The organism is Micromonospora sp. WMMB235 (assembly GCF_001855515.1).
Taxonomy (GTDB): Bacteria; Actinomycetota; Actinomycetes; order Mycobacteriales; family Micromonosporaceae; genus Micromonospora; species Micromonospora aurantiaca.
The window spans coordinates 6,078,372-6,099,719 of the sequence record NZ_MDRX01000001.1 but is presented as its reverse complement, the minus strand read 5'-3'; the positions used below and the strand labels follow the sequence as shown (position 1 = coordinate 6,099,719).

Sequence of the window (21,348 nt, the reverse complement as noted above, 5' to 3'; positions counted from 1 at the left end):
GTGCGGCTCGACCTGGTCACGCTCGTCGTGACCGAGTACGACCCCGCGATCGCCTTCTTCACCGAGGTGCTCGGGTTCGAGCTGGCCGAGGACAAGCCGTCGCTGACGAACGACGGCCGGCCCAAGCGCTGGGTGGTCGTACGCCCGCCGGGCGGCGGCACCGGCCTGCTGCTGGCCCGTGCCGACGGCGAGCACCAGGCCGGCGCGGTCGGCGACCAGACCCACGGCCGGGTGGGCTTCTTCCTCCAGGTCGACGACTTCGAGGCGGTGCACCGCCGGATGGTCGACGCGGGCGTCGAGTTCGTCCGGCCGCCCCGCACCGAGCCGTACGGCCGGGTCGCGGTCTTCCGCGACATCGCCGGCAACTCCTGGGACCTGCTCGGCCCGGCCTGACCGCTCGGGCGGCGCGGTGTGCGACCGGTCCGGATCGCCGCCCGCCCAGACCCGCCGCCCACCCAGGCCCCGCCTCGCCGTCGGTCACGTTGAGTCACAAGGCTGCGCCCGCAGCATGTGGCCTCCCGCCGACTTTGCTCTGCAGCCGGATCCGCAACGGTCACTCCCGGTCAACCGCTGCGCCAGTGGCTGCAGAGCAAAGGGCGCAGACACCCTTCCCTCCCTCCCGAGGGCTGTCCGCCATAACCCCAGCTCAGCGCAATCCACCGGCGTTGAGGGCAGCTCGACCACCCCGAAACAACCCTCACCGAGCGTGACCACAAGGCCGAGCGACCTATCGTCACTATCAGTGGCAGATCCGAGCCGATTCCGGAGAGCAAGCGGCGAGACCGACGGTCCCGATGGCGAGCCCGCGCCCCGCCGTCAGGGCGTGAGGCGGTGCAGGTCGCGCGGGAAAGCGGTCACCTCCCGGACATTCGCCGCCCCGGTCAGCCGGGCGACGAACCGCTCCAGCCCGATCGCGAAACCGCCGTGCGGCGGCATGCCGTGCCGGAACGCGTCCACGTACCCGGCGTACGGCTCCACCGGCTCGCCGCGCGCCGCCAGGGCGGCCAGGTAGTCGGCGTGCCGGTGCAGCCGCTGCCCGCCGGTCACCAGCTCCACGCCCCGGAACAGCAGGTCGAAACCGTTGGAGTACGCGGGCCGGGCCGGGTCCGGATGGGTGTAGAAGGGGCGCTTCGCCATCGGGTACCCGGTGACGAAGAGGAAGTCGCTGCCGTGCTCGCGGAGCGCCCACTCCCCCAGCGCCCGCTCGTGCGCCGGCGCAAGGTCGGGTTCGTCCGCCGGCGCTCCGGCGATCTTCAGCGCGTCGGTGAAGTGCACCGCCGGGATCTCGGCCGGCACCTCCGGCACCGTCACGCCGAGCGTCGCCAGCGCGCCACCGGCCCGCTCGCCGACCGTCGCCACCATCCCGGCCAGCGTCTCCCGCAGCACCGCCATGACGTCCCGGTGGTCGGCCACGAAGCCCAGCTCCACGTCGAGCGACGTGTACTGGGCCAGGTGGCGCACCGTGTCGTGCGGCTCGGCGCGGAACACCGGCCCCACCTCGTACACCCGCTCGAAGACGCCGACCATGAGCTGCTTGTAGAACTGCGGCGACTGCGCCAGGTAGGCCGGCCGCCCGAACCAGTCCAGCGCGAACACGTTAGCTCCGCTCTCGGTGGACGAGGCGACCACCTTCGGCGTGTGCACCTCGACGAAGCCCCGCCCGTCGAGCGTGGCCCGGAAGCCGGACACGGCCGCCGCCGAGATCCGCAGCGCGGCGGAGCGGACCGGGTGCCGCAGCGCGACCGGCGCGTGGTCGAGCTGGGTGGGCAGGGTGGCGGTGAGCACCGGCCGGTACAGGTCGAACGGGGGCGGGACGGCGGGCGGCCCGAGCGGACGTACCGTCGGCTCGACGACCTCGACCCCGGCGGGCGCGGTGGGGTTCGCGACCACCGTGCCGACGACCTCGACGACAGTCTCCTCGGTGAGCGCCTCGACCTGCTCCCGCACGGCGGGCGCGGCGACCACCACCTGGGCGAGCCCGGCGGCGTCCCGGACGATCAGGAAGGCCACCGACTTGAGCAGCCGGCGGCGGTGGACCCAGCCGGCGAGCCGCACTGTGGCGCCCACACGGGCGGGGAGTTCTGTGGACAGGATGCGTTGCACGACGACTACCTCCTTGACCAATCGCAACGCGATCCCCAGGGAGGTGTGGGCGAGCGGGAACCTCGCGGTGCCACCACACCTTCGCCCCCGCCAGGGCGGGAGCCTCGTTCGTCGCCTTTTCACCGGGGCCGGCCGGGCGGGCTCTACTGGGCGCGAAACGCCGTTCTTCCCGCAGCTCGGGAGGGTCTTCGCGGACCGGCGCCAGACCGCCTCACAGCAACCGGCGGCTCTCTCGACTGGCGGATCGGCCCGTTACTCGGCTCCGTCACAGCTCTGCCCGGCACGCTAGCACCGCACGCGCCGCGCTGTGACCGGGTTTTTTCGCCCTTGGTGTCCGGTGTCACAGCCATTCCGGCGTGACGGCCGTCGCCCTCGTTCATCGACCGGCACCGACCGGCGTACGCTCGGTTTTGTGACGATCGAGCAATCCGCGCCGACGACTGAGCAGCCAGCGCGCACCGCGACTGTCGCCCCGGAGGGGCGGCGGATGCTGCGGATCGAGGCGCGCAACGCCGAGACGCCGATCGAGCGCAAGCCGCCGTGGATCAAGGTCAAGGCCAAGATGGGCCCGGAGTACACCCAGTTGCGCGGGCTCGTCTCGCGCGAAGGGCTGCACACCGTGTGCCAGGAAGCCGGCTGCCCCAACATCTACGAGTGCTGGGAGGACCGGGAGGCCACCTTCCTCATCGGTGGTGACCAGTGCACCCGGCGCTGCGACTTCTGCCAGATCGACACCGGCAAGCCGGCCGAGTTCGACGCCGACGAGCCGCGGCGCGTCGCCGAGTCGGTCGCCGCGATGGGTCTGCGCTACGCGACCATCACCGGTGTCGCCCGCGACGACCTGCCCGACGGCGGGGCCTGGCTCTACGCCGAGACGGTCCGGCAGATCCACGCGCTTCAGTCCGGCTGCGGTGTCGAGCTGCTGATCCCCGACTTCAACGCGGTGCCCGAGCAGCTCGCCGAGGTCTTCGGCTCGCGGCCCGAGGTGCTGGCGCACAACGTGGAGACCGTGCCGCGCATCTTCAAGCGGATCCGCCCGGCGTTCCGCTACGAGCGTTCGCTGGACGTGATCCGCCAGGCGCGGGCCGACGGCCTGGTCACCAAGAGCAACCTGATCCTCGGCATGGGCGAGGAGCGCGCCGAGGTGTCCCAGGCGCTGCGCGACCTGCACGAGGCGGGCTGCGAACTGATCACCATCACGCAGTACCTGCGTCCCTCCCCCCGGCACCACCCGGTGACCCGCTGGGTCAAGCCGGAGGAGTTCGTCGAGCTGCGCGAGGAGGCCGAGGAGATCGGCTTCGCGGGCGTGATGAGTGGTCCCCTGGTCCGCTCGTCGTACCGCGCGGGCCGCCTCTACCAGCAGGCGCTCGACGCCCGCCGGGAGGTCACCGTCGCCGGCTGAGGCCGGCCGACCACCGCGTCACCCGCCGCCGGCCGCCTGCCGGATGCCATGATCACAGGCATGACCGCCGGGGTACGCGAGGAGCCACGCGAAGCCGTGCGCCCTCGTACGCCCCGGCGGCTGCCGTTGCCGACGCTGCTCGCCCTGCTGGTCGGGTTCGCCGGTGTGGGCTACCGGCTGGCGCTGCTGTTCGCCGACGCGCCGCCCACCAACAGCGACGAGGCGACGATGGGGCTGGCCGCCCTGCACATCGCCCGCGGTGACGGCTTCCCGGTGTGGTTCTACGGCCAGGCGTACATGGGCACGCTGGAGGCGTACCTGGCCGCGCCGCTGGTCGCGCTGGCCGGACCGTCGGTGCTCGTGCTGCGGGTGCCCACGCTGGCGCTGTACGCGTTGTTCCTGCTGCTGTCCTGGCGGCTGACCCGGCGGCTCGGCGGTGACCGCTGGTACGCCCTGCTGGTGGTCGCCGTGCTGGCGCTCGGCGCGGACCGGGTGGTGAAGAACCAGCTGATCGCCGGTGGCGGCTACCCGGAGCTGAACCCGGCCGGTGCCGCGCTGGCGCTGCTGACGGTCGGGCTCTGCCTGACCGGGGCGGGCGCGCGGCTGCCCCGCTGGGCGGCCTGGGGACTGGTCGCCGGAGTGCTGCTCTGGGTGGATCCGCTGATCCTGCCGTACGTGCTGACGCTCGGCGCGCTGCTCGTAGCCCGCCGGTGGCGGGAGCTGGCCGGCCGGGCCGGGGTGGTGCTGACCGCCGCGCTGCTGCTGGGCGCGGCGCCGATGCTCGTGGACAGCATCCGGCACGGCCGCAACCCGGTGACCGCGGTACTGGCGGCCGGTGGCACGGGCACACCGGCCGACTGGGCGGACCGGCTGCACGGCGCGCTGGTCCTCGGGCCGCCGCTGGCGATGGGCTTCTGCTCCCCCGGCCGGTGTGCCACCTGGCAGCTCTGGTGGGCCGTCGTCTTCCCGGTGCTGCTGGTGCTCGCCGCGTTCACCGCGTGGCACACGCTTCGCCGTACCTCGGGCGGGCCGGGCTCACCGGAGCGGGTGCAGGCCGGGGTGCGGCTCGCGCTGCTCGGCGGCGCGGCGGGTGTGCTCGGCGCGTACGCGGTGAGCAACGCGGCCGGGCAGACGCCGATCGAGAGCAGCCGCTACCTGTCGTGCCTGGCGGTCGCCGTGCCGGCCCTGCTCTGGCCACTGTGGCAGGCCGCCCGCCCGCTCGCTGCTCACCCGTTCGCCGCCCGCCGGCTGACGGCGCGCCGCCAGCTCGCCGAGGTGGCGGCATCGGAGGAGGGTGGATACCGCCATCTCCCCGAAGTGGAGTCGATCAAGGCGGCGGGCGGGCTGCCGGCTGGGCGGAGGGCCCGGATGGCGGGGGTCGGGGCGCTGGCGGTTATCGCGGGGGTGCTCGGCACCGGCGTGGCGGCCACTGTGGACGTGGCGCGGACCGCGCCGGGCGTGCACGCCGAGGCGGACCGGCACCGGTCGCTCGTGGACACGCTCGGCGCGCTCGACGTGCGGAACGTCCGCGGCGGCTACTGGACGTGCAACCGGCTCACCTACGCGACAGGCGAGAACGTGCTCTGCGCCGTGGTCGACGACGACCTGACCCCCGGTTTCGACAGGCTGCCCGCGTACCGGCGGGAGGTGGCCGCCGACCCGGACGCGGCGTGGGTGGCACCGGCCGGCTCGCCGCTGGCCGCGCGGCTGGACGAACGCGTCGGCGCCGAATCGGGGACGCTCGACGTCGTCACCGTGGCCGGCTGGCGGATCTACCTGCCCCGCCGCTGACGCAGGCCCGGCACGGCTACCGGCCCGGCCCGGCGCTCGGCTGTGACGGTCGGCTGGCCCGGCGTCCGGCCGGCCTAACGCTCGACCGGCCCGACGCTCGACCGGCCCGACGCCCGGCCGGCCCGACGCTCGACCGGCCCGACGCCCGGCCGGCCCGACGCCCGGCCGGCCCGACGCTCGACCGGCCCGACGCTCGACCGGCCCGACGCTCGACCGGCCCGACGCTCGACCGGCCCGACGCTCGACCGGCCCGACGCTCGACCGGCCCGACGCTCGACCGGCCCGACGCTCGACCGGCCCGACGCTCGACCGGCCCGGCGCGTCCTGACGCGAAGCGGGATGGTCCGGCGCGCTACCTGGCGCGGCGCTGTGCCGGGACGGGTGGCTGGGGGTCGAGCAGGCCGAGGCGGTGCGCCAGCGCGGCGGCCTCCACCCGGTTGGTCACGTCGAGCTTGGCGATGATCCGGGAGACGTGCACGCTCGCCGTCTTCGGCGAGATGAACAGGCGCTCGGCGATCCGGCTGTTGCTGTGCCCCTCGGCGACCAGCCGCAGCACCTCCTGCTCCCGGCTGGTCAGCAGGTCCGGCCCGGGGCGCCCGGTGCCGCGCAGCCCGACCCGGCGGGCAAGCGTCGCCGCCTGCTCGCCCAGCGGGGTGGCACCCAGCCGGGCGGCCAGCTCGGCCGTCTCCCGTACCGCGGCGGCCACCTCGTCCCGCTCGCCCGCTGCCGCGGCCGCCTCGGCCAGCCCGAGCAGCGCCCGGCCCAGCGGGTACGGCTGCCCGGCCGTCCGCCACGCCGCCACCGTCGCCCGCCACGCGGCGAGCGCGTCGGCGGGACCGGTGGGCGCCGTCCCGCCGAGGATCGCGGTGACGTGGGCGGCGTGGGCGTGCTCGGCCGGGTGCCGGGCCGGCAGCGCGGCGGCCACCGCCGACACGTCGGCGGCGAGCGTCGCGTCCCCGGTCAGCGCGGCGGTACGCGCCAGCGCGTTCAGCACCGGCCAGCCCTCGCGGGGCAGGTCGGCCAGGTGCGCGTCGGCCAGGGCGGCGCGCGCCGCGCGTACCGCCTCGGGCTTGTCGTCGGCGGCGAGCGCGGCCTCCACGCGCAGCTCGTGCAGCGGCAGCCGGTGGTTCGGCCAGAGGTACGGGCGGCCGAGGAACGCCAGCGCCCGCCCGACGACCTCGTCCGCGCCCGGATGGGCGCGGGCGAGGTGGAGCCCGGCGCGCAGTTGCAGCCAGTGCAGCCCGGACACGCCGGGCGGGTCGATGCGGGCGGCCTCGGCGCAGGTGGCGTCCGCCTCGTCCCAGCGGCCCAGCGCGATCAGCGCCTCGGCCCGGTTCGACAGCAGGTACGCCCCGATCGAGCGGCTGATGCCGACCCGGCGCGCCTCGCTCACCCCGGCCGAGGCCGCCTGTTCGGACTCGTCGTATCGGCCCAGCTCGTAGAGCACGTCGGAGAGGAAGACCAGTGCGCTGACCAGGGCCCACGAGTCGTCGGCCGCACGGGCCCGCGCCTCCACCCGGCGCAGCTCGGCCAGCCCCAGCTCCGGCGTGCCGTCGATGCGGTGCAGCAGGGCGATCCGGGTGGGCAGCAGCACCAGGTCGGTGCCGACCTCGGACGCGCCGGCCGCGGCCTCGGTGGCGACCGAGGCGGCCTCCCGAGGGTCGACCTTCATCAGGTGCGACGCGATGTCGGCGAGCACGCCGAGCCGTTCCGGGCCGTGCGGCGCACCCGCCGCCAACCGGTACGCCTCGCGCAGCTCGGCCGCGCCGTCGCTCTTGCCGAGCAGCGCGAACAACCGGCCCCGGTGGTCGAGCAGGCGCGCGGCGCGCAGCGGTTCGGCGTCGGAGTCGACCTCGGCCAGCGCGGCCCGGGTGAGCGTGAGCGCCCGGCTGAGGTCTCCGGCGGTCACCGCCGCGGTGAGCGTGTCCTCCAGCACCCGCAGATGGTCCATGCCGAGCCGGTCGGCGGCGTCGGGCACCTGCTCCCAGAGTTCGAGGACGCGCTCCAGCAGCCGGCTCTGCTCGGCGTACGCGTACCGCTCGGCCGCCGCCTCGGCGGCGACCCGGGCCGCGGTGAGCGCGCGCGGGTGGTCGTGTGCCGCGTACCAGTGGTGGGCGATCTCGGCCGGCGCGCGACCGGCGGCGACCAGGTGCGGGTTGGCCTCGATCGCCGCGGCGTACCGGGCGTGCAGCCGCGCGTGCTCGCCCGGCAGCAGGTCGTCGTGCACGGCCTCGCGGACCAGCGCGTGCCGGAACTCGTAGTCGCCGTCCGGGTCGGCCACCACGAGCTGACCGGCGACGGCGGCGCGCAGCGCGTCCTCCAGTTCGGCCTCGGGCAGGCCGGCCACCTCGGCGAGGAGCTGGTGGGCGAACCGGGTGCCCCCGGCGGCGGCGATCCGCAGCACCCGCTGGGCCGGCTCGGGCAGCCGGTCGACGCGGGCCAGCAGCAGGTCGCGCAGCGTCTCCGGGATGGCCGCGCAGCCGACCGGGCCACCGGCGGCGGCCAGCTCCTCGATGAAGAACGGGTTGCCCTGGGTGCGTTCGTGCACGTCGTCGACGGTCCGGGCGACCTGCTCGGTGCCGAGCAGGTCGGCCAGCACGGCGGCGGTGCCGTCGCGGTCGAGGCGGCCCAGCTCGATCCGGTCCACGCCGCGGACCCGGTCCAGCTCGGCGAGGAACGGCCGCAGCGGGTGCCCCCGGTGCAGCTCGTCGGTGCGGTACGTGCAGACCACCAGCAGGCGGGTGGCGCGGGCGGCCCGCACCAGGAAGCCGATCAGATCCCGGGTGGACCGGTCGGCCCAGTGCAGGTCCTCGATCACCAGCACCAGCGGGCGTTCCTCGGCGATCCGCCGGAACAGCTCGGCGACCAGGTCGAACAGATAGCCGCGCGGGGTGTCGGCGAGGGCCGGCCCGGCGGGCGCGGCGACGCCTGCGGGCATCCGGGCCAGCTCCGGCAGCAGCCGGGCGAACTCCGCCTCGTAGCCGGCGAAGGCGGCCGGCCCGTCGTGGCGCAGCACGTCGCGCAGCGCGGCGGCGAACGGGGCGAACGGGAGGCCCGCCTCGCCCAGCTCCAGGCACTGGCCGACGAGCAGGCGCGCGCCGGCGGCGTCCACCTGCGTGCCGAACTCCTCCAGCAGCCGGGTCTTGCCGACGCCCGCTTCGCCGCCGACGAGCACCGTCGCCGGCTCGCCGGTCCGGGACCGGGCCAGCGCGTCGCCGAGCGCGGCCAGCTCGGGCCGGCGGCCGACGAGGACGGTGCTGGCGGCGCGTACGGTCACGCCGTCGAGCATGCCACGGCCCTCCGACGGCCCTACCGGGCCGATCGGACGGCGGATGGCCGCCGGTCCGGCCGCCCCCGTGACGGCCGGACCGGCGAACTCCCCCACGGCACCGGCCGCGCCCACATTCCCGGGGACGGCCGGGCCGGCGAACTCCCCACGACCCACAGCACCGGCCGCACCGGCGAGCCCGGCGACGGCCGCCGGTGCGGTCACCGGCGGGCGTCGGCGGGGCGGGCGTTGTGCTGGCGGCGGCTGAGCCAGCCGCGCGGGTGCCGGCGGGGCAGCGACCGGGCGAGCCGGTCCTGGGCCGCGTCGGCCTGCAGCTCGGCGGCGTGGCTGCGGTGGATGCTGAGGATGAGGTCTGCGTCGTTGCCGAACATCTCGGATCTCCCTGTCGTGCGGTGTGTCCCTGTCGAGATCGACTCTCCGCGCGAAGGTGCCCCCGGGGCATGGGTACGCCGCCTGATCTTCGGCCGTCCGGCCTCCTTACCGGCGGGCCGATTCGGGACGGCGCGGCGGTAAGGTACTCAGCCCACGGCGCAGGAGGCGGCCACGGATCAACGGGGTGCGCGCCGACCACTAGACTCTGCGGTATGGCAAAGCCCCAGGAGAAGGTCTCGTTCGGCCAGCGGCTGAAGCAGATCGGGATGGTGTTCCGGTTCACCGCCAAGCAGGACAAGTGGTTCGCGCCGCTGACCGCGGCGGCGGTGCTGATCCCGCTCGCGCTCACCGTGGTCGCGGTGATCGCCTGGGGCTGGATCTGGTTGCCGATCGGCATCCTGCTCGCCCTGCTCGCCGTGCTGATCGTGCTCAACCTGCGCTCCAACAAGGCGATGATGAACGCCGCCGAGGGGCAGCCGGGCGCGGCGGCGCAGATCATGGAGAGCATGCGCGGCGACTGGCGGGTCACCCCGGCGGTCAGCTCCACCACCCAGATGGACATGGTGCACCTGGTGGTGGGCCGGCAGGGCGTGATCCTGCTGGCCGAGGGCAACCCGCAGCGCGTCCGCGGCCTGCTCGGCCAGGAGAAGCGCCGCCTGGCGAAGGTGATCGGCACCGCCCCGCTGCACGACTACGTGATCGGGCAGGGCGAGGGTGAGCTGCCGGTCCGCAAGCTGCGGATGACGCTGATGCGGCTGCCCCGCGCCCTGTCCCCGAAGGACGTCAACGCGCTCGACAAGCGGCTCAAGGCGCTCACCGCGCGGCCGCAGATGCCCAAGGGCGCGATCCCGAAGAACATGCGGCCGGCGCGTGGCGCGTTCCGGCAGACCCGGGGTCGCTGACCTCCGGCGTACGCGAGAAAGGAGCCGGTCCCGTGCGGAGCCGGCTCCTTCTTCGTGCGGGTCAGCGGCGCGGGGCGTCGGTGACGACGGACCCGGCGAGCCGGTCGTGCAGGCCGCGCCGGTGCTCGTCCATGAGCAGGGCCGGCACCACGAGGGCCAGCAGGAAGCCGCGCAGCAGTCCGCGGAGCAACCCGATCCGGCCGCCGTCGGCCCAGGACACGCAGCGCAGCCGGGTCAGGTACATGCCGGGGGTCTGGGCGAACAGGCCGATGAAGAAGCCGTACTCCAGGATCAGCACCAGGACCGGCGGCCAGCCGTCGCGGACCGGGTCGGAGAAGGCCCGGGCGACCATCAGGCACAGCACCCAGTCGATGATCAGGGCGCCGAAGCGGCGGCCGAGGCTGGGCGGGGTGAAGGCGGGGTTGGTGGCGGGCGGCACCGGTGTGGCGGCGGTATCGGTCACAGCGGCCAGGGTAGCGCCGCCGCGACCCCTGACGAAAAATACGACATTCGGCATCAGAGGGTGCCGGGATGACGCTCCGCAAGCGACGTAACACGGCGGAAACAGACGAGACACGGCCGGGCAACCCCCCGGCCATAGCGTCGCCAGTAGCCAGCTAACGGAGTGGACCTGCCAGGAGGACGTGTGTTCGCCAATTCCGAGGAACTCCTGCGATACCTCGCCAACGAGGACGTGAAGTTCGTCGACGTACGTTTCTGTGACCTGCCCGGCGTGATGCAGCACTTCAACCTGCCGGTCGAGTCGTTCGACGACAGCGTCTTCACCGACGGCCTCGCCTTCGACGGATCCTCGATCCGCGGCTTCCAGGCCATCCACGAGTCCGACATGCTCCTGCTGCCGGACGTCGCCACCGCCTTCATCGACCCGTTCCGGGCCCAGAAGACGCTCGCGCTCAACTTCTTCATCCACGACCCGTTCACCCGCGAGGCGTACTCCCGCGACCCGCGCAACGTGGCGAAGAAGGCCGAGGCGTACCTGGCGGCCAGCGGCATCGCCGACACCGCCTACTTCGGCGCCGAGGCGGAGTTCTACATCTTCGACTCCATCCGCCACGAGACCTCGGCGCACCAGTCGTTCTACTACATCGACTCGATCGAGGGCGCCTGGAACAGCGGCCGGATCGAGGAGGGCGGCAACCGCGGCTACAAGACCGCGTACAAGGGCGGCTACTTCCCGGTGCCGCCGGTGGACCACTACGCCGACCTGCGCGACCGGATCGTGCGGCGTCTCGTCGACGGCGGCTTCACGGTCGAGCGGTCGCACCACGAGGTCGGCACCGCCGGCCAGTCGGAGATCAACTACAAGTTCTCCACCCTGCTGCACGCCGCCGACCAGCTCCAGCTGTTCAAGTACATCGTCAAGAACGAGACCTGGGCCGCCGGCAAGACCGCCACGTTCATGCCCAAGCCGCTGTTCGGCGACAACGGCTCCGGCATGCACACCCACCAGAGCCTGTGGCGTGGCGGCGAGCCGCTGTTCTACGACGAGACCGGCTACGCCGGGCTGTCCGACACCGCGCGCTGGTACATCGGCGGCCTGCTGCACCACGCCCCGTCGCTGCTGGCCTTCACCAACCCGACGGTGAACTCCTACCGTCGTCTGGTGCCGGGCTTCGAGGCGCCGGTCAACCTGGTCTACTCGCAGCGCAACCGCTCCGCGTGCACCCGCATCCCGGTGACCGGCAGCAACCCGAAGGCCAAGCGCGTCGAGTTCCGGGTGCCGGACCCGTCGAGCAACCCGTACCTGGCATTCTCGGCGATGATGATGGCCGGCCTGGACGGCATCAAGAACAAGATCGAGCCGCCGGCGCCGATCGACAAGGACCTGTACGACCTGCCGCCGGAGGAGTGGGGCGACGTCAAGCAGGTCCCGGGTTCGCTGCCCGAGGTGCTCAACGCGCTCGAGGCCGACCACGACTACCTGCTCGACGGCGGCGTGTTCACGCCGGACCTGATCTCCACCTGGGTCGACTGGAAGCGGGCCAACGAGGTCGACCCGGTGCGTCTGCGCCCGACCCCGCACGAGTTCGCGATGTACTTCGACTGCTGAGGTAGATCAAGGCGCCGACCCGCACGAATCGGGTCCGCCCTGACGGACGGCGGTCATGCCGGCTCACAGCCGGCGTGGCCGCCGTTTCGTGTCGAGCGGTCGCGTGCTGATCGTGGCATGGCCGGATGTCAGCGATGATGAGGCGACCGCTCGTAGGGGTAGTGATGACAACACGACCGACGCTGTTCCTGACCGTAGGACTGCCGGGCACCGGGAAGACCACGGAGGCGCGGCGCATAGAGGTCGAGGAGAAGGCCCTTCGTCTGACGAAGGACGAGTGGGTGAAGGCCCTCTACGGGCTGGCGAACCCGCCGTCGGCTTCGGACGTCATCGAGGGACGGCTCATCGAGATCGCGCTGCGGGCGCTCGAACTCGGCGTCAACGTCGTCATCGACTTCGGCCTCTGGGGCCGAGATGAGCGCTCGGCGCTACGACAGGCAGCAGCCGACCTCGGAGCGTCGGTGACGATGCGCTACTTCCAGCTCACACCGGCCGAGCAGCGGCAACGGCTTGACCGGCGGCAGGCCGAGGAGCCGCACACGACCTGGCACATGTCCGACGAGGAACTCGCCACGTGGGCTGCCGTCATGAGCATCCCGACGCCGGGGGAACTGGACGGCAGTGAACCTGTCGACGATCCACCGGCCGGGTTCGCCACCTGGGACGAGTGGCGCAGGCACCGCTGGCCTGCCTTCATCTCCTAGAACCGCGTGGGAACGTCCACACGACCGCCACGACCACCACCAGCGCCGTCATCAGCACCGCGCCCGGTGCCTTGCTGAACCGGGCCAGGTTGGATCCGTCCGGCAGGGTGAGCGCCGAGGCCACCGCGCAGGGCGCCACGAACCAGACCTGCCGGGCCAGCGGCACCGCCGCGACCGCGAGCACTGTCAGCGGCCAGATCGCGTACCAGGGGTGGAAGACCGGGGCGAGCAGCACCGTGGCGGCGAGCGCCAGCCCCGCGCCGAGCAGCGCCACCCGGGGGCGGGCCAGCGTCAGCCGGGCCACCCGCTGCCGGGCGTCGTTGAGCCGCCGCAGCGCCGTCCACGCCTGCCACCAGAGCGCGACGAGCGTCCCGGCGAGCAGCACCAGCGCGACCGTCCGGGCCACCGGCACCGCCGCCGGCCGCTGCCCGGCCAGTTCACCGGCGTAGTCGATCACGAAGCCGATCGCTGTGGGCGGGGAGGTCCACTGCTGCGAGTCGCCGCTGTGGCCGAGCCCTTCCACCCAGCCCAGCCCGAGGCCGGTGGCGAGCGACACGACCAGCAGCGTGCCGAGCACCGACGCGGCCAGCTGCCCGCCGTCGCGCAGCAGCGCCCGCCAGGTGTAGCGGCCGAGCACGGCGGCGAGCGCCGCGAACGGCAGCGCCACGACGGCGACCGCCTTCACCGCCACGGCCAGGCCGAGCAGCACCCCGGCCACCAGCAGCGCACGCGGCTTGCCCGGCAGGCGGACCAGCACCAGCAGGCCGAGCAGGAGCAGCCCGAGCGCGAGCGCGTCGTTGTGCGCGCCCGCCACGAGGTGGATCCCGACCAGCGGGCACGCGAGCACCAGCCAGGCGGCGCGGCGGGTGGGCACCCCGGCGGCGCGGGCCAGGCCGGGCAGGCAGAGCGCGGCCAGCAGTACCCCGGCCACCGCGACCAGCCGCAGCGCCACGATCGTCCCGATCAGGCCGCCACCGGCGAGGACTGCGAGCCCGGCCAACAGCACGAAGAACGGCCCGTACGGCGCCGGGGTGTCCCGCCAGATCGGCGACACCGAGTCGGTCCACGGGCAGCCGGCCGCGGCGACCCCAATCCGGTACGGGCTGAGCCCCTGCGTCCACGTCCAGCCCTGGCAGGCGTACGAGTAGACGTCGCGGCTGCCGATCGGCGGCGCGGCGAGCAGCGGCAGCGACCAGAGCCCGGCGGTCACGTACGCCCACCGGCCGGACGGGGCGCCCCACCGCAGCGACCACCAGGCGCCCACGAGCAGCAGCGTCCCGGCCAGCCAGCAGCCGAGCGTCACCGGCCCGTGCGGTGCGGCCCAGATCGCGGCGAGCGTGCCGCGCGGTGGTGTGCCCGGTAGCGCGCCGCCGAGCCATCCGGCGACGGTGAGCAGTACGGCACCGGCGAGGCCGGCGTAGCGGGCGAGACCGGCGGCGATCGGCCGGACGGGTCCGTCGGGCTCGCTCACCGGCACACTCCTCAGTCCACGGGAACCGGCTGCCGGCCCTTGCGAGCCGACCGTACCAACCACACGACCACCCCGATCACGAACAGGGTCATCAAGGGCGCACCGGGCATCTTGGTGTACCGGGGTAAACCGGTGCCGTCGGCCAGCACCAGGAACGACGACACCACTGTGACGATCGAGAACCAGAGCGTGCGGTGCGCGGTGGCGGCGAGCACGGCCAGCGGCCACAGCCAGTACCAGGGGTGGAACAGCGGGGAGAGCGCGACGGTGGCGGTCAGCGCCAGCCCGGCGTGCCAGAACGGCTCACCGCGACGGAACGACCGGAACCAGAGCCAGATCAGCACGGCGACCAGCACGACCATGCCGATCGCCCGGGTCACCGGCAGTGCATCGACGTGCACGCCGAACGGCGCGAGCAGGTAGCCGACGGTCTGCCCCACCGCCGTCGGCGGCGACGTCCAGGCCACCACCAGCCCGCCCTGTTCCAGCCCGCCGACGAACCCCAGCCCCAGCCCGGAGGCGAGGGTCACGGCGGCGAGCGCGGCGAGCGAGCCGCCGACCACCCACCCGCCGTCGCGCACCAGCGTCCTGATCCGGTACGCCCCGACGATCGCGGCCAGCGCGGCGAACGGCATCACGACCAGCGCGGTGATCTTGACGGCGGCGGCAAGTCCGAGCAACGCCCCACCGGCGAGCAGCGGTCCGGGCCGGCCCGGCCGGGCGGCCACCACGGCCAGCCCGGCCACGAGCAGGCCGATCATCAGCGCGTCGTTGTGCGCGCCGGACACCAGGTGCACGGGCACCAGCGGGCTCGCCAGCGCCAGCCAGAGCGCCCGCCGTGGCGGCACCCCGCAGCGGCGGGCCAGCACCGGCAGCGCCCACGCGGTGAGCGCCACCCCGGCCACGGCCAGTACCCGGAACAGCGCGACGGCGGCGAGCAGCGAGCCGGTGGCCTCCACCACCGCGCCGGCGAGCAGCACGAACAGCGGCCCGTACGGCGCCGGGGTGTCCCGCCAGATGTAGGAGATGGTGTCCAGCCAGGGGCAGGGCAGCGCTGAGACGCCCTGCTCGTAGGGGTTGATCCCGGCCGAGAAGCTGGCGCCCTGGCACGCGTACGCGTACACGTCCCGGCTGCCCAGCGGCGGCGCGACCAGCATCGGCAGCAGCCACAGCGCGACTGTGACCAGCACCCACCGGGACGACGGCACCCGGTCCCGCAGCGACCACCAGGCCCACGCCAGCAGCGCGGTGCCGACCAGCCACAACCCGATGATCAGCGGCCCGTTCGGGCCCTGCCAGATGCTGAGCGGCGTGGGACGCAACTCGCCGTCGGGCAGGGCGCCGCCGAGGAACGCGGCCACGGCGAGCAGCACCGAACCCGCCAGGCCGATCCAGCGCGAGAGGTGGTGAGGCACGTCCGACATGCTGCCAGTACGGTGGTTCGCGATCAGGAGGTGGGCATGCGGGGCGGTCGGGTGGTGGCGGTCTCCGCCGTGTCGGCGCTCGTCCTCGCCGTGCTCTACCTCACGCTGCCGGCCACCGGCTCCGACCTGTCCGCGCAGGTCGCCCGCGCCGGGTTCTTCGCCGACCACGGGGCCGCCCTGGTCGACCTGCGCTGGTACGGCGGCGTGCACCCGTGGGGCTACAGCCTCGTCTCACCGCCGCTGATGGCACTGCTCGGGGTACGCGTCACCGGCGCGCTCGCCCTGCTCGCCTCCGCCACCGCGTTCGCCGCCCTGCTGGTACGGACCCGGGTGCCCCGCCCGCTGCTCGGCAGCCTGGTCGGCGTGGTGACGATCGCCGGCAACCTGGTGTCCGGCCGGGTCACGTACGCCCTCGGCGTCGCGTTCGGCCTGGCCGCGCTGCTCGCGCTCACGGTCCCCGCCCGCCGAGCCCGGCTCGTCGCCGCCGGTGCCGATGGTGTCGCTGCCGGGCCGGCCGGTCCCGGCGCTGCCGGTGGCGGCCGGAACGTCTGGGCGGCCGTCGCCGCCGGTGCCGCCGCGCTGCTCGCATCGGCGGCCAGCCCGGTGGCCGGGCTGTTCGTCGGGCTCGCCGGCGTCGCGCTGCTGCTGTCCCGCCGGTACGCCGACGGCCTGCTGCTCGCCGTACCGGCCGCGGTGCCGCTGGCGGTGACCGGGCTGCTGTTCGGCGAGGGCGGCTGGATGAACATCAGCACGGCCGACACCGTGCACGCCGTGGTGACGAGCCTGGTCGTGGCGGCTCTCGTGGCGTACCGGCCGGTGCGGGTGGGCGCGCTGCTGTCCGCGGCCGGGGTGCTGGCGTCGGCGCTGCTGCACACACCGGTCGGGCTGAACGCCACCCGCCTGGTGGTGATGTTCGCGCTGCCGCTGCTGGCCGCCGCGGCGACGCCCCCCGCATGGTTCACCGCGAGCCGCCTCGGCGGCCGACTCGGCGCGGGCCGACTCGGTGCGGGCCGTCCCGACAGCGACGCGCATGGCATTGACCGGCTCGGCCAGGGTCGGTCCCGCCGGGCTGTCGGAGCGGCCGGGCTGGCCGCCCTGCTCGCCGTCGTCTGCTGGTGGCAGCCGCCGGTGGTCACCGCCGACCTGCGCAGCGCCGACGATCCGACGGCCGACCCGGCGTACTTCGCTCCGCTGCGCGCGGAACTGGCCCGGCGCGGGCTCACCGGGCGGGTGGAGGTGCCGCCGACCCGCAACTACTGGGAGGCGGCCCGGATGGGTGAGGTGCCGCTGGCCCGGGGCTGGCTACGCCAGGCCGACATCGACCGCAACCCGCTGTTCTTCACCACGGTGCCCGGCGCGGACGGCACCGGCATTCCGCTGACCTCCGTTACCTACCGGGACTGGCTGGCCGACAACGCGGTGCAGTACGTGGCAGTGCCCGATGCCGAGTTCTCCTGGGTGGGGCGATCCGAGGCGAAGCTGGTCGAGCTGGGCCAGCCGTACCTGACCGAGGTCTGGTCGAACCGGCACTGGAAGCTGTACGCGGTGGCCGAACCCACCCCGATCGTCGGCGCGCCCGGTGAGCTGATCAGCCAGGACGGCGCCTCGATCACGTTCCGCGCCCTCGCCCCCGGCCCGATCCCGATCCGGGTACGCCACGACCGCTGGCTCACCGTCTCCAACGGCGCCACGGTCACCCGAGCCGGCAGGTGGACCACCGTAACGGTCCCCCAACCCGGCACCTACACCCTCACGAGCTGACCCGGGTAGAGATCTTGGTACGAAAAGGCCGCCATAGGGGCCGTTTGCTACCAAGATCTCTCGGCGCTCCCGAGATGCGGAACGCATGGCTCGCGTGTCGGGACAAGCCTCGGTAGAGGAGCAGCGAAGGCGGTCAGCGAGGCCCCGGCACGCCGCGGCACCCGGGCCGGCATCCGGGCCCGGGTCTAGAGGGGGGACTCCAGGATTCGCTGGACGACTGTGCGGGAGTGGCGTCCGGTGCGCAGGTACTCGTCGAGGAACTCGCCCTGGTCCTCGCGCCCCAGCAGCCGCACCACACCGGCCAGCTCCACCCCGTGCCGGGGCAACTGGTCACCGGCCCGGCCGCGTACCAGCATCAGCGCGTCGCGCACCTCGGCGGCGAGCGTCCAGCCGGCTGCCAGCTCGGCGGCGTCGGAGGCGTCGAGCAGCCCGGCGTCGCGGGCGGCGGCGAGGGCGTCGAGCGTACGGGTGCCGCGCAGGGCGGGCACCTGACCGGCGTAGCGGAGCTGGAGCAACTGCACCGCCCACTCGACGTCGGCGAGCCCGCCCCGGCCCAGCTTGGTGTGGGTGGCCGGGTCGGCGCCCCGGGGCAGCCGCTCGGTCTCCACCCGCGCCTTGATCCGCCGGATCTCGACCACCTGCTCGCGGCTCAGCCCTTCGGCCGGGTAGCGCACCGGCTCGATCATGGCCTCGAACTCGGCGCCCAGGTCGGCGTCGCCGCAGACGAACCGGGCCCGCAGCAGCGCCTGCGCCTCCCACACGCGGGACCAGCGCGCGTAGTACTGCGCGTACGCGGCCAGGCTGCGGACCAGCGGGCCCTGCCGGCCCTCGGGGCGCAGGTCGGCGTCGACGCCCAGCGGCGGGTCGGGGGCGGGCGCGGACAGCAGCCGGCGCAACTCCTCGGCGATGGCGTGCGCTGCTGCGCTCGCCGCGCTCTCCTCCACCCCGGGCGGCGGGTCGTAGACGAACAGCACGTCGGCGTCGGAGAGGTAGTTCGACTCGTACCCGCCGAGCCGGCCCATGCCGATCACCGCGAAGCGCAGGCCGGGCGGTCCGGGGTGGACGGTACGGGCGGCGCGCAGCGCGGCGGCCAGCGTGGCGTCGGCGACGTGCGACAGCGCGGTGCCGACAGCCGTCACGTCCACCACTGTGGGCCGGCGTTCCCCGCCGCCGACCGGGCGCGGGGTGAGCGGGGCGAGCGAACCGGCGCGGCTGAGCACGTCGGCGGCGGCGATCCGGACCAGTTCCCGGCGGCGCAGCGCGCGGACCGCCCGGATCGCCTCGACCGGGTCGTCGTGGCGGGCGGCAGCGGCGGCGAAGCCGTCGACGAGCGTCTCCCGTGGACGCGGGGTCAGTTCGCTGTCCTCGGCGAGCAGCCGCAGCGCCTCCGGTTCGCGGGCCAGCATGTCGGCCGCGTACCGGGACGAGGACAGCACCCGGGCCAGCCGGCGTGCCACCGGGCCGGAGTCGCGCAGCAGGCGCAGGTACCAGGGGGTGCTGCCGAGCTTGTCGGAGACCTGCCGGTAGTTGAGCAGGCCGCGGTCCGGTTCGGGGGCGTCGGCGAACTCGTCGAGCAGCACCGGCAGCAGCGTGCGCTGGATGGCGGCGGTCCGGCTGACCCCGCCGGTGAGCGCCTGGAGGTGCCGCAGCGCACCGGCCGGGTCGGCGAAGCCGAGCACCTCCAGCCGGTGCCGGGCCGCCTCGGGCGTGAGGCGCAGCCCTTCGGCCGGTACGCGGGCCACGGATTCGAGCAGCGGCCGGTAGAGCAGTTTGGCGTGCAGCCGGCGTACCTCGGTGGCGTGGGTGACCCACTCGGCGCGGAACTCCTCGACGGCGCTGCGGCCCGGCGTGGCCGCGTAGCCGAGCGCGGCGGCGAGCCAGCGCAGCGCGGCCGGTTCGGTCGGCACGGTGTGGGTGCGGCGCAGGGCCTGGAGCTGGAGCCGGTGCTCGACGGCGCGCAGGAAGCGGTAGCCGCGCAGGAGCGCCTCCCCGTCGGCGCGGCCCACGTAGCCGCCGGCGACGAGCGCGCGCAGCGCCGGCACGGTGCCGGGCACCCGCAGCGACTCGTCGCCCCGGCCGTGCACGAGCTGGAGCAGCTGGACGGCGAACTCGATGTCGCGCAGCCCGCCCGGGCCGCGCTTGATCTCGCGTTCCAGCTCCTTCGGCGGCACGTTGTCGAGGATCTTGCGGCGCATGGACCGGACGTCCTCGACCGCCTCGGGGCGTTCGGCGGCGGTCCACACGAGCGGGGCCAGCGCGTCGATCCACTCCTTTGCGAGTTCCAGATCGCCGGCGGCCGGGCGGGCCTTGAGCAGCGCCTGGAACTCCCAGGTGCGCGCCCAGCGCTTGTAGTAGGCGAGGTGGCTGGCGAGCGTGCGCACCAGCGGCCCCCGGTTGCCCTCGGGACGCAGCGCCGCGTCGACCGGCCACGCCACCAGCCCGCAGATCTGGATCAGCCGGGTGGCGATCTGGGTCGCGGCGGGCAGGTCGTCGTCGGTGGCGGAGACGAAGATGACGTCGACGTCGGAGACGTAGTTCAGCTCGTCGCCGCCGCACTTGCCCATCGCCACCACTGCCAGCCGGGGGCGCGGCGTGCCCTCCGGCAGCTCGTCGGCGGCGATGTCGTAGGCGGCGGCCAGCGTGGCGTCGGCCAGCCCGGACAGCGCCGCCATGGTCTGCTCCAGGCCGCGCCCGCCGGTCAGGTCGGCCGCCGCGATCCGCAGCAGCGCGAGCCGGTACGCCTGCCGCAGCAGCGGGACCGCGCCGGTGACGGTGGTGAGCCGGGCGGCGACGCCGAGGTCGAGCCGCCCTTCCGCGGTGGGGGCGAGCCCGTCCGGCTCGGTCGCCAGCACCGCCCACTGCCCGGGGTTGGCGACCAGATGGTCGCCGAGCGCGGACGAGGCGCCGAGCACCGCGATCAGCCGGCGGCGCAGCCCGGGGTCGGCGGCCAGGGCGTCGCGTACGGCCACCTCGTCGCCGGAGCGCCGCTCGGACTCGACCAGCCGGTGCAGCTGACGCAGGGCCAGGTCCGGGTCGGCGGCGCGGGACAGCGCGGCGAGCAGTTCGGCGGCGCGTTCGTCGGCGGGTTCCTGGGTGTCGGGCCGCCACAGGGCGAGCCCGTCCGGGCCGAGCAGGTCCGCGGCGCGGGTGGCGCCGTCGCCCTCGGCGAATCCGTAGCGGGCCAGGCGCCCGCGGGCCGGCCGGGTCACCGTCAGGCCCCGAGCAGCGGCAGGCTGCGGCGCGGGTTGTCGTCGCCGAGTTCGCCGAGCGCGAGCGCGGCGAACCGGATCGCGAACGGCTGCCACGCCTCCTCGACGTCGGCCATCACCCGGTCGCAGGCCGCCACCACCAGCTCCGGGTCGTAGCCCAGCTCGGCCAGCACGGCCGAGTCGCGGGACCACTCGGCGATCATCGCGGTGTCGCACTCGATGTGGAACTGCAGGCCCCAGGCCCGGTCGCCGAGGCGGAACGCCTGGTGCGGGTAGCGGGTGGACGCGGCGAGCAGCGTCGCGCCGTGCGGCAGTTCGGTGATCTCGTCGGCGTGCCACTGGAGGACGTCGGGCATCAGCGGCACGTACCGGAACAGGGGGTCGTCCTCGGCGGCGTCGCGCCGCCCGACGAGCGCCGGACCGACCTCCGGACCGGACGGGCTGCGTTCGACCCGGCCCGCGTGCGCGGTGGCCAGCAGTTGCGCGCCGAGGCAGACGGCGAGCGTGGGCACGCGCCCGCGGACCGCCTTGCGCAGCAGCCCCTCCAGCGCCGGGAACCAGGGCGCGCCGGGGCCGCCGTCGGACCCCGGGTATGCCTGCTGGTCGCCGCCGAGCACCACGAGCGCGGCGTACCCCTCCAGGTCGCCGGGGAGCGGGTCACCGGCGTGCGGACGCAGCACGCGCAGCTCAAGGCCCCCTTCGCTGAGCCACTCCCCCAGGCGGCGGAGGTCGTCGGTCGGGTCGTTTTCGATCACCAGCGCGGTCGCCACGACGTCGAGGCTAACCGGTACGCCCGACAGGGCACGGTCCGGCAGGCCCTAGGCTCCGATCGTGCCTGACGACTGCCTG

At 74.5% G+C, this 21,348-nt stretch carries 14 protein-coding genes and 2 pseudogenes; 8 read left to right on the top strand and 8 right to left on the bottom strand.

Going from position 1 to position 21,348, the window contains the following annotated elements; genetic code table 11:
- A complete protein-coding gene (locus BFV98_RS27275; RefSeq protein WP_013287741.1) occupies positions 1 to 393 on the top strand; it encodes a VOC family protein in 393 nt (130 codons plus the stop codon).
- A 423-nt stretch (positions 394 to 816) separates the two neighbouring features.
- On the opposite strand, the gene aspS is transcribed toward BFV98_RS27275, so the two are convergent.
- Positions 817 to 2,103 (bottom strand): aspartate--tRNA(Asn) ligase, encoded by a 1,287-nt coding sequence (gene aspS / locus BFV98_RS27270; protein WP_071098247.1) that lies wholly within the window; start codon positions 2,101 to 2,103, stop codon positions 817 to 819.
- A gap of 412 nt (positions 2,104 to 2,515) precedes the next feature.
- On the opposite strand from aspS, the gene lipA reads away from it, so the two are divergent.
- On the top strand, positions 2,516 to 3,505 hold the full coding sequence (gene lipA, locus BFV98_RS27265) for a lipoyl synthase (protein WP_013287743.1): 990 nt from the start codon (positions 2,516 to 2,518) through the stop codon (positions 3,503 to 3,505).
- Between the two features lie 60 nt (positions 3,506 to 3,565).
- On the top strand, positions 3,566 to 5,296 hold the full coding sequence (locus BFV98_RS27260; protein WP_255368266.1) for a DUF423 domain-containing protein: 1,731 nt from the start codon (positions 3,566 to 3,568) through the stop codon (positions 5,294 to 5,296).
- A gap of 352 nt (positions 5,297 to 5,648) precedes the next feature.
- Here BFV98_RS27260 and BFV98_RS27255 read toward each other — a convergent pair whose 3' ends face one another.
- Both BFV98_RS27255 and BFV98_RS32380 read right to left on the bottom strand, forming a co-directional pair.
- On the bottom strand, positions 5,649 to 8,573 hold the full coding sequence (locus tag BFV98_RS27255) for an AAA family ATPase (RefSeq protein WP_255368265.1): 2,925 nt from the start codon (positions 8,571 to 8,573) through the stop codon (positions 5,649 to 5,651).
- 212 nt (positions 8,574 to 8,785) lie between these two features.
- Complete coding sequence (locus BFV98_RS32380) at positions 8,786 to 8,956, bottom strand: hypothetical protein (RefSeq protein WP_013287746.1); 171 nt, start codon at positions 8,954 to 8,956, stop codon at positions 8,786 to 8,788.
- Between the two features lie 213 nt (positions 8,957 to 9,169).
- Between BFV98_RS32380 and BFV98_RS27250 the strand changes: the two genes are divergently transcribed.
- Positions 9,170 to 9,859 carry a DUF4191 domain-containing protein gene (locus tag BFV98_RS27250; RefSeq protein ID WP_013287747.1) on the top strand — a complete coding sequence of 230 codons (690 nt, stop codon included), beginning with the start codon at positions 9,170 to 9,172 and terminating at the stop codon, positions 9,857 to 9,859.
- 61 nt (positions 9,860 to 9,920) lie between these two features.
- On the opposite strand, the gene BFV98_RS27245 is transcribed toward BFV98_RS27250, so the two are convergent.
- A complete protein-coding gene (locus BFV98_RS27245) occupies positions 9,921 to 10,376 on the bottom strand; it encodes an RDD family protein (protein WP_071098243.1) in 456 nt (151 codons plus the stop codon).
- A gap of 129 nt (positions 10,377 to 10,505) precedes the next feature.
- Here BFV98_RS27245 and glnA point away from each other — a divergent pair, with 129 nt between their 5' ends.
- Entirely contained in the window at positions 10,506 to 11,930 is a 1,425-nt protein-coding gene (gene glnA, locus BFV98_RS27240) for a type I glutamate--ammonia ligase (RefSeq protein ID WP_013287749.1), read from the top strand.
- Positions 11,931 to 12,094: 164 nt separating this feature from the next.
- Entirely contained in the window at positions 12,095 to 12,634 is a 540-nt protein-coding gene (locus tag BFV98_RS27235) for an ATP-binding protein (protein ID WP_013475688.1), read from the top strand.
- On the opposite strand, the gene mptB (BFV98_RS27230) is transcribed toward BFV98_RS27235, so the two are convergent.
- Positions 12,624 to 14,105 carry a polyprenol phosphomannose-dependent alpha 1,6 mannosyltransferase MptB gene (gene mptB / locus BFV98_RS27230; protein WP_071098242.1) on the bottom strand — a complete coding sequence of 494 codons (1,482 nt, stop codon included), beginning with the start codon at positions 14,103 to 14,105 and terminating at the stop codon, positions 12,624 to 12,626. The genes BFV98_RS27235 and mptB (BFV98_RS27230) overlap by 11 nt on opposite strands.
- Positions 14,106 to 14,116: 11 nt before the next feature.
- Positions 14,117 to 15,529: a polyprenol phosphomannose-dependent alpha 1,6 mannosyltransferase MptB gene (mptB, locus tag BFV98_RS27225; protein WP_013287752.1), complete on the bottom strand. Its 1,413-nt coding sequence runs from the start codon at positions 15,527 to 15,529 to the stop codon at positions 14,117 to 14,119.
- 36 nt (positions 15,530 to 15,565) lie between these two features.
- Here mptB (BFV98_RS27225) and BFV98_RS33115 point away from each other — a divergent pair.
- Both BFV98_RS33115 and BFV98_RS27220 read left to right on the top strand, forming a co-directional pair.
- Positions 15,566 to 16,006: pseudogene (locus BFV98_RS33115) on the top strand (hypothetical protein); the annotation flags it as partial.
- Between the two features lie 87 nt (positions 16,007 to 16,093).
- Positions 16,094 to 17,290: pseudogene (locus tag BFV98_RS27220) on the top strand (hypothetical protein); the annotation flags it as partial.
- A gap of 185 nt (positions 17,291 to 17,475) precedes the next feature.
- Here the strand turns inward: BFV98_RS27220 and BFV98_RS27215 are convergent.
- Together BFV98_RS27215 and BFV98_RS27210 are read right to left on the bottom strand one after the other, a co-directional pair.
- A complete protein-coding gene (locus tag BFV98_RS27215; RefSeq protein WP_071098238.1) occupies positions 17,476 to 20,499 on the bottom strand; it encodes a bifunctional [glutamine synthetase] adenylyltransferase/[glutamine synthetase]-adenylyl-L-tyrosine phosphorylase in 3,024 nt (1,007 codons plus the stop codon).
- A gap of 2 nt (positions 20,500 to 20,501) precedes the next feature.
- Positions 20,502 to 21,269: a type 1 glutamine amidotransferase gene (locus BFV98_RS27210; protein ID WP_013287755.1), complete on the bottom strand. Its 768-nt coding sequence runs from the start codon at positions 21,267 to 21,269 to the stop codon at positions 20,502 to 20,504.
- Between the last annotated feature and the right edge of the window lie 79 nt (positions 21,270 to 21,348).

Bases quoted from the DNA above. Each gene is read 5' to 3' on its own strand.
- BFV98_RS27250 (WP_013287747.1), top strand. From the start codon at position 9,170: ATGGCAAAGCCCCAGGAGAAGGTCTCGTTCGGCCAGCGGCTGAAGCAG.
- BFV98_RS27260 (WP_255368266.1), top strand. From the start codon at position 3,566: ATGACCGCCGGGGTACGCGAGGAGCCACGCGAAGCCGTGCGCCCTCGT.
- BFV98_RS27235 (WP_013475688.1), top strand. From the start codon at position 12,095: ATGACAACACGACCGACGCTGTTCCTGACCGTAGGACTGCCGGGCACC.
- BFV98_RS32380 (WP_013287746.1), bottom strand. From the start codon at position 8,956: ATGTTCGGCAACGACGCAGACCTCATCCTCAGCATCCACCGCAGCCAC.
- mptB (WP_013287752.1), bottom strand. From the start codon at position 15,529: ATGTCGGACGTGCCTCACCACCTCTCGCGCTGGATCGGCCTGGCGGGT.
- BFV98_RS27245 (WP_071098243.1), bottom strand. From the start codon at position 10,376: ATGCCGAATGTCGTATTTTTCGTCAGGGGTCGCGGCGGCGCTACCCTG.